Source organism: Methanobrevibacter sp. (assembly GCF_045126245.1).
Lineage (GTDB): Archaea > Methanobacteriota > Methanobacteria > Methanobacteriales > Methanobacteriaceae > Methanocatella.
In genome coordinates this window covers 1-3,600 of record NZ_JBGVOG010000019.1, presented here as the reverse complement: position 1 = coordinate 3,600, position 3,600 = coordinate 1, and the positions used below count along the sequence as shown (strand labels likewise).

General features: G+C 37.9%; 2 protein-coding genes and 1 pseudogene. 2 read left to right on the top strand and 1 reads right to left on the bottom strand.

From position 1 onward, the window contains the following. The coding region (locus tag ACJMLZ_RS01370; RefSeq protein ID WP_405303595.1) for a valine--tRNA ligase at positions 1-2,449 on the bottom strand (2,449 nt) is incomplete at its 3' end. Between the two features lie 163 nt (positions 2,450-2,612). Between ACJMLZ_RS01370 and ACJMLZ_RS01365 the strand changes: the two genes are divergently transcribed. Next, a complete protein-coding gene (locus ACJMLZ_RS01365; protein ID WP_405303594.1) occupies positions 2,613-2,969 on the top strand; it encodes a hypothetical protein in 357 nt (118 codons plus the stop codon). Positions 2,970-2,992: 23 nt separating this feature from the next. Further along, a pseudogene (locus tag ACJMLZ_RS01360) lies at positions 2,993-3,600 on the top strand (phenylalanine--tRNA ligase subunit beta); the annotation flags it as partial.

The window sequence follows — 3,600 nt, the reverse complement described above, 5'->3', positions numbered from 1 at the left end:
CATGAACTTCCGGTTTTCCGGAGCTGATTGCTAAATCATTAATTTTCAAGGTTCCCTTGATATCGTCATTGAATTCATTGAAGATTTCAACTAATGAGTCATCTGAAGTGTATACATTCACTTCAGCAAGTTCCGCATTCAATGGGATTTTAGAAGCTGATTTGAATCTTCTTACCTCATCAATCAACTCAACAGTAGTTTCACCTTTTGTTTCCATTTCCTCACTTATCAGTTCATCATAAACTTCAGGCCATAAGGTGTTGTGTATTGATTCATCTCCAAAGTATTGGTAAACCTCTTCAGTAAAGAACGGTGCGATTGGAGCCAATAATTTCAGTGAAGTTTCAACAACGGTTCTTAAGGTGTATTTTGCAGCTTTTCTTGATTCATCACTGACATCGGTGTATAGCCTGTATTTTACGGCTTCAATGTATTCATCACAGAAATCATGCCAGAAGAATCTTTCGATTGATGTGATTGTTTCTGCAAAGTTATAGTCTGCAAAGGCCTGATTAACAGTGACGTTGAGATTGTTCAATTTGGATAAGATCCATAAATCCAAAGGTCCTAAATTATCTTTAACCTCTTCATATGCAACTTCCTCATCGAAAATCTGCATGCTGATGAATCTGAATGCATTCCAGAATTTTCTTAGGAATCTGTAACCATGCTTAATGTCTTTCCAGTCAAATATCACGTCAGATCCAGGAACACTGTTGGCAGCCCAGGTTCTCAGGGAATCCGCACCGTACTGTTCAATGACCTCTTCCGGTCCGACTACGAATTCCGGCCTTGACTTACTCATTTTGTTTCCGTCTTCACCGAATACCATACCGTTGATTACAATATCATCGAATGGCTTTTGACCGGTTAAGGCCAAACATCTTAAAGTAGTGTAAAATGCCCATGTACGGATGATGTCGTGACCTTGCGGACGGATATTTGATGGGAAATGGTTAACGTAATCCTCATCCGGCCATCCTGCAATGGATAACGGGGAAATAGATGAATCCATCCAGGTATCCAAAACGTCCTCTTCCGGAATAAACTCTTCACATCCGCATTCACATGCGTGCTTTGGCTTGTCCACAGTCGGATCAATAGGCAAGTCTTCCTCATCAGGCAAAATAACCTTTCCGCAGTCTTTACAGTACCATACCGGAATTGGAGTTGCAAATATTCTTTGCCTTGAAATACACCAGTCCCATTCCATGGAATCGGCCCAGTTTACCATACGGGATTTCATGTGTTCAGGCACCCATTTCATCTCATCTGCTGCAGTTTTGGTTTTTTCGATTAAATCCCTTACAGCTACGAACCATTGCTTTTTGACAAGAATTTCAATAGGGGTTTTACATCTCCAGCATTGCCCTACATTCTGGTCGACCTGTTCCTGCTTTAACAAGTAGCCTTCGCTTTCCAAGTCTTCAATGGTTTGTTTTTTACAGGTCTGCAAATCCATTCCTTCATATCTTCCTGCGGCACTGGTTAATGTACCGGTCTCATCGATTGCGTTAATGATTTCCAAATCGTATTTCTGTACCCAACTTACGTCAGTCTTATCCCCGAATGTACAAATCATTACTGCACCTGTACCGAATTCAGGGTCTTCTTCTTCATCAGCGATAATCTTTACTTTTTGGTGAGATAAAGGCACTTCCACATATTTTCCTAAAAGGTGAGTGTACCTTTCATCTTCCGGATGTATTACAACCGCCACACATGCAGACATCAATTCAGGACGGGTGGTTGCAATCAAAATGCCTTCATCCTTAGGGTCTGCCTGTTTGCCGGATTTTTGTGATGATGCAATATCATCATATGAATCCTCAACAGCCGGAGGGAAGTTAACATAGTTTAAGAATGTGGTATTGTCTGAATATTCTACTTCCGCAAAGGCAATAGCTGTCTGACAGCGAGGACACCAGTTTACCGGGTGAATTCCCTGATAAATCAATCCGTCTCCATACATTTTTAAAAATGAGTATTGAGTTCTTTTCATGTATTCAGGATTCATTGTCACAAACTCACGAGTCCAATCCTGTGAATAACCCATTGCTTTCATATCCGCTTTCATGCTTGCAATGTTTTTAGTGGTTAAATCAATACAATATTGTCTGAATTGAGCTCTTGAAACATCATTCTTATTGATGTTATGAGTTTCTTCAACCTTTACTTCAGTTGGAAGACCATGGCAGTCCCATCCCTGCGGGAATAAAACGTCAAAGCCTTTTTGTCTTCTGTATCTTGCATTCATATCAATGTAAACCCAATTCAATACGTGTCCCAAGTGAATTGCACCTGTCGGGTATGGTGGGGGAGTATCAATTACATATCTAGGACGAGATCCATCTCCAATGTATTTGTAGATGTTTTCATCTTCCCATTTCTTCTCCCATTCTTTTTCTTTTTTAAAATCATAGTCTTTAGGAATCTCTTCGTTTGACATATATTTTCTCCTAAAATATTAAATAAAAATAATATTATTAATTATGTATTTTATTATTTAAAAATATTAAGTAATCGATATTTAAATAATAGATAATTATATTATATACAAAAATTAATAAATAATAATATTCTAAATTAAAAAAATAAAAGGACTGTTTAAAATGCATTTATTATGGTTTTATGTTGCTATTGTATTGGCCATCAGTGATATATTGCACACAACACTCATGTGGAAAGTTTTAAATAACTTCTACATAGTTTTAGGAGGGTTGATTCAGCAAACCACCAAAACAACCTGGCAAACCTGGCTGGCTCATGAAATAATGGAAGCGGGATTTCATCTTGTAGTTCTCTCAATAGTCTTCTTAAATCCAATTGTAGGAATTTTAGCGGCCCTCATTCATTTTGTAATTGACATAACCCATACAGTACTCATACGCAATATGGGGGAATTAGAACATAGAGCCCTTCACTTTGTTGTTGAATCTCTATTCTTTATTATAATATTTGGATTATAAAAATAGTTTATTGGAGTTATTGAATGCCAGTTATTACATTTAAATATCAGGATTTAAAAGATTTAGGAATAGATATGGAAAAAGATGAACTGATAGACACTTTACCTATGATGTCCAGTGATATTGAAGACTTTGACGATGAAGAAATTAAAGTCGAGTTCTTCCCAAACCGTCCGGATAACCTATCAGTTGAAGGTGTAGCCAGATCTTTTAAGGGATTTATCGGTCAGGAAACCGGATTGCCTGACTATAAGGTTGAAGATTCCGGCGAATATGTTGAAGTGGACGCAGATGTTGCCAAAATCAGACCTTACATCGGATTTGCGAAAATCGATAATGTTGATTTTGCCGGAGACAAACTCAAATACATCATGGATTTCCAGGAAAACCTTCACTGGGTAATCGGAAGAGACAGGAAAAAAGTAGCTATCGGTATTCACAATGCTGACGTTGTTAAAGCTCCATTCAAATACATTGCAACAGAAAAGGATGCGAACGCTTTCGTTGCACTTGAAAAAGATACTCCAATGACTCCACATGAAATCCTGACTGAGCATGATAAGGGTAAGGCTTATGCCCACTTAATTGAAGACTTTGACAAATATCCTTTAATACTTGACTGTGAAGACAA

Excerpts from the sequence above, each read along its gene's own strand:
- ACJMLZ_RS01365 (WP_405303594.1), top strand. The coding sequence starts at position 2,613 with ATGCATTTATTATGGTTTTATGTTGCTATTGTATTGGCCATCAGTGAT.